Here is a 3,542-nt window from a genome sequence, read left to right on the forward strand (position 1 = left end):
GCGCAAACGCGCCAGGCACGCCGCAAGGAACCGCGCCGCGAAATCCTTGAACGCGGCGGTCGGGCCGTGGAACAGCTCGAGCAGCCACGTGTCCGGCGCGATCGCGCGCAGCGGCGATGGCAGATCGAGCGCTTCGGTGCAGATCGCGTCGAGCTCGCCGGCGAGCGCGTCGCCGGCGAAGAACGGACGCAGCAGCCGCGCGGCGACGTCCGGCAGCATGTCGCAGCCGTCGAAGTCGGCGACATCGAACCTCGGCAGCGATGCGGGCACGTAGAGGCCGCCGTCCGGCGCGAGGCCGGCGACGAGCGCGGCGCCGAGGCCGATCGCGGGTGCGTGCCCGCGCGTGCTCACGTACATCATCGGATCGTTGCTCACGCGATGACTCGCGCGGCCGGGCCCGCGACCGGCGAGATCCACGCCTCGCTCGCGTAGCCGACGTCGGAGAACGCGGCGCGCATCCAGCCTGCGACCGAATGTGCGGTGCCTTCGTCGTAGCACCACGCGAACACGCTCGGCCCCGCGCCGGAGATGCTCGCGCCGAGCGCGCCGGCCGTCAGCGCGGCCTGCTTCACGCGGTCGAAGCCGAAGATGAGCGATGCGCGGCGTGGTTCGACCAGCACGTCGTTCAGGCCCGCCCGAATGAGGTCGATGTCGCGCTCGTAGCAGCCCGCGAGCAGAAGCGCGAGGTTCGCGCTCTGCGCGACGAACTCGGACAGCGCGAAAGGACCCGCGAGCGCCGCGCGTGCGGCGCGCGTTTCGAGCACGGCCGCCGGATGCACGAGTGCGCAGTGGAGACCGCGTGGTACCGGGACCGGCACGAGCCGGTCCTCCGTCGCCAGCACGAGGCCGCCAAGCAGCATCGGCCCGACATTGTCGCCATGGCGCCCACCGCTCGCGACCGCTTCGCCTTCCAGCGCGAACGGGTAGAGCTCGCTGCGCGTGAGCGGTTCGCCGAGCAGCGCGTTGGCGGCGACCAGCGCGGCGACCGCGGAGGCGGCCGAGCCGCCCATGCCGGAACCGAACGGGATGCCCTTGTCGATCTCGATCTCGAAGCCGGCCGGGATCTTCAGCGCGTTGCGCAGCGCGATCAGCGCCGCGCCCGCGGTGTTCTTCGGCGCATCCATCGGCAGCGGCTGCGTGCTGCCGCGGATCGCCGCGATACGCACGGTCGACTCGGGGATATGGCGCACGAGCACGCGGTCGCCGGGGCCGGCGACGGAGTGGCCGAGGATGTCGAAGCCGACGCCGACATTGCCGACGCTCGCGGGCGCGAAGGCGATCGCATGATGCGTCACAGGCGTGCTCCCAGGCTCGCGGCGACGCGCAGCACGTCGGCGAACACGCCGGCCGCGGTCACTTCGGGTCCCGCGCCGGGGCCCTGCACGACCAGCGGGTTGTCGCGGTAGCGGCGCGTGGTGAACTGCACGATGTTGTCGGTGAGGCGCAGGTGTGCGAACGCGTGCTCGGCCGGGAGTTCGGCGAGGCCGACGCTCGCGTGCCCCGTGCGATCGAGCCGCGCGACGTAGCGCAGTACGCAGCCTGCTTCGCGCGCCCGCGCATGGCGAGCAGCGATCACGGCATCGAAATCGGAGAGGCGACGCATGAATTCCTCCACGGATGCAGCGCGCAGCGATTCCGGCACCAGGCTCTCGACCGCGACGTCGGCAAGGTCGATATCGACGCCGGCCTCGCGTGCGAGGATCACGAGCTTGCGCGCGACGTCGGTGCCGGAGAGGTCGTCGCGCGGGTCGGGTTCGGTGTAGCCGAGCGCGTGCGCTTCGTGCACGAGCGCGGAAAACGGCACCGAACCGTCGAAGCGGTTGAACAGCCACGCCAGCGTACCCGAGAAGATGCCGTCCGCGGCGATGAGTTCGTCGCCGGTATCGAGCAGGTCGCGCAGGGTCGAAATCACGGGCAGGCCGGCGCCGACGGTCGCCTCGTAGCGGAAGCGCGCACCGCGCGCGGCGGCCGCGCGGATCGCCTGCCAGCGCTCGCGCGGCCCGGCACCCGCATGCTTGTTCGGCGTGACGACATGGATGCCCGTGGCGAGCCAGTCGGCATAGCGTGCGGCGACCGTGTCGCTCGCGCTGCAGTCGATGACGAGCGCATGCGGCAGGTGCTCGGCCTGCACGTGGCGGGTGAACGCGTCGAGGTCGCCGCCGTTGCCGGCGTTCTGCTGCCAGGTCGCTGCGTCGCCGGCTTCGCCGAGCCACTGGCGATCGCGCGTCGCGACCGCGCGCACGCGCAGGTCGAGCTGGTGCTCGCGCAACAGGCGCTCACGTGCGGCCTCGATCTGCGCGAGCAGCGCGGCGCCGACCTTGCCGGGCCCGACCAGGCCGATCGACACGGTCTGCGGCGAGAGCCAGAACGCCGCGTGCGCGGCGCGCAACGCGCGCGCGGTGTCGGCCGCGTCCACCGCGATCGAAATGTTGCGTTCGGACGCGCCCTGCGCGATCGCACGGATGTTGACGCCGCAGCGTGCGAGCGCGCCGAACAGGCGCGCCGCGACGCCGGGTTGTCCGGCCATGCCGTCGCCGACCGCGGCAAGCACGCTGATGCCGGCCGCGACGCCGACGCTCGCGATCTCGCCGCGCGCGAGTTCGGCGACGAACGCGCGTCGCAGCGCCGCTTCGGCGCGCGCCGCATCCGCTTCGCGCACGACGCAGCAGATCGAGTGCTCGGACGAGCCCTGTGAGATCATCACGACCGACACGCTCGCCGCGTGCAGTGCGCCGAACGCGCGCTCGGCGGTGCCCGGCACGCCGATCATGCCGGCGCCCTCGAGCGTGAGCACGGCGAGGTCGCGCACCGCGCTGAGGCCTTTCACGGGCGATTGCTGCGCCTGTGCGTCGATGCGCCCGCCGATCGCCGTGCCCGCGTGCTCCGGGCGGAAGGTATTGCGGATGCGTACCGGCAAGCCGCGCGCGATCGCGGGCGTCAATGTCTGCGGATGGATCACCTTGGCGCCGAAGTAGGCGAGTTCGCAGGCCTCGTCGTAGCTGAGCGCCGCAAGCGGCACCGCGTCCGGCACGAGGCGCGGGTCGGCCGAAAGCACCCCGTCGGTATCGCCCCAGAGGGTGAGTTCGCCCGCGCCGGCGAGCGCGGCGAAGATCGCGGCGGAGTAGTCGCTGCCGTTGCGGCCGAGCACGGTCGCGCGCCCTTCGCGCGTGCGCGCGACGAAGCCGGTGACGACGAGCCACGGCTGCGGGTGTCGTGCGCGCCAGTCCGCATAGCGCGCGCCGCTCGCCTCCCAGTCGACGATCGCGCCGAGTTCGCCATGGCCGACGACGAGCACGTCGCGCGCGTCGAGGCAGGTGCAGGCACGGCCTTCTCGTGCGAGGAGGTCCGCGAGCATGCGCGCCGACCAGACTTCGCCGAGGCCCTGGATCGCTTCGGACGCCTCGCGGCTCGGCGTGCCGAGCACGGCGAGTGCGGCGAGCAGATGGGCGAGGTCGCCGAAACCCTGCTCGAGCCAGGCGAGCGTCGCACCGGCGTCCTCGCCGAGCAGATCGCGTGTGGCCGCGAGGTGGCGCTCGCGCAGC

Annotated in this window: 2 protein-coding genes and 1 pseudogene; all 3 read right to left on the reverse strand. The window is 72.7% G+C overall.

The features are described 5' to 3' along the window. Positions 1-360 (reverse strand): annotated as a pseudogene (locus ACTHK2_RS15350) (threonine synthase); the annotation flags it as partial. Between the two features lie 11 nt (positions 361-371). Beyond that, a complete protein-coding gene (locus ACTHK2_RS15355) occupies positions 372-1,295 on the reverse strand; it encodes a homoserine kinase (protein WP_440246592.1) in 924 nt (307 codons plus the stop codon). Next, positions 1,292-3,542 (reverse strand): bifunctional aspartate kinase/homoserine dehydrogenase I (gene thrA / locus ACTHK2_RS15360; RefSeq protein WP_440246593.1); only part of this gene is annotated, 2,251 nt, incomplete at its 5' end. The genes thrA and ACTHK2_RS15355, both read right to left, overlap by 4 nt.

Source organism: Dokdonella sp., assembly GCF_051958935.1.
GTDB lineage: Bacteria > Pseudomonadota > Gammaproteobacteria > Xanthomonadales > Rhodanobacteraceae > Dokdonella_A.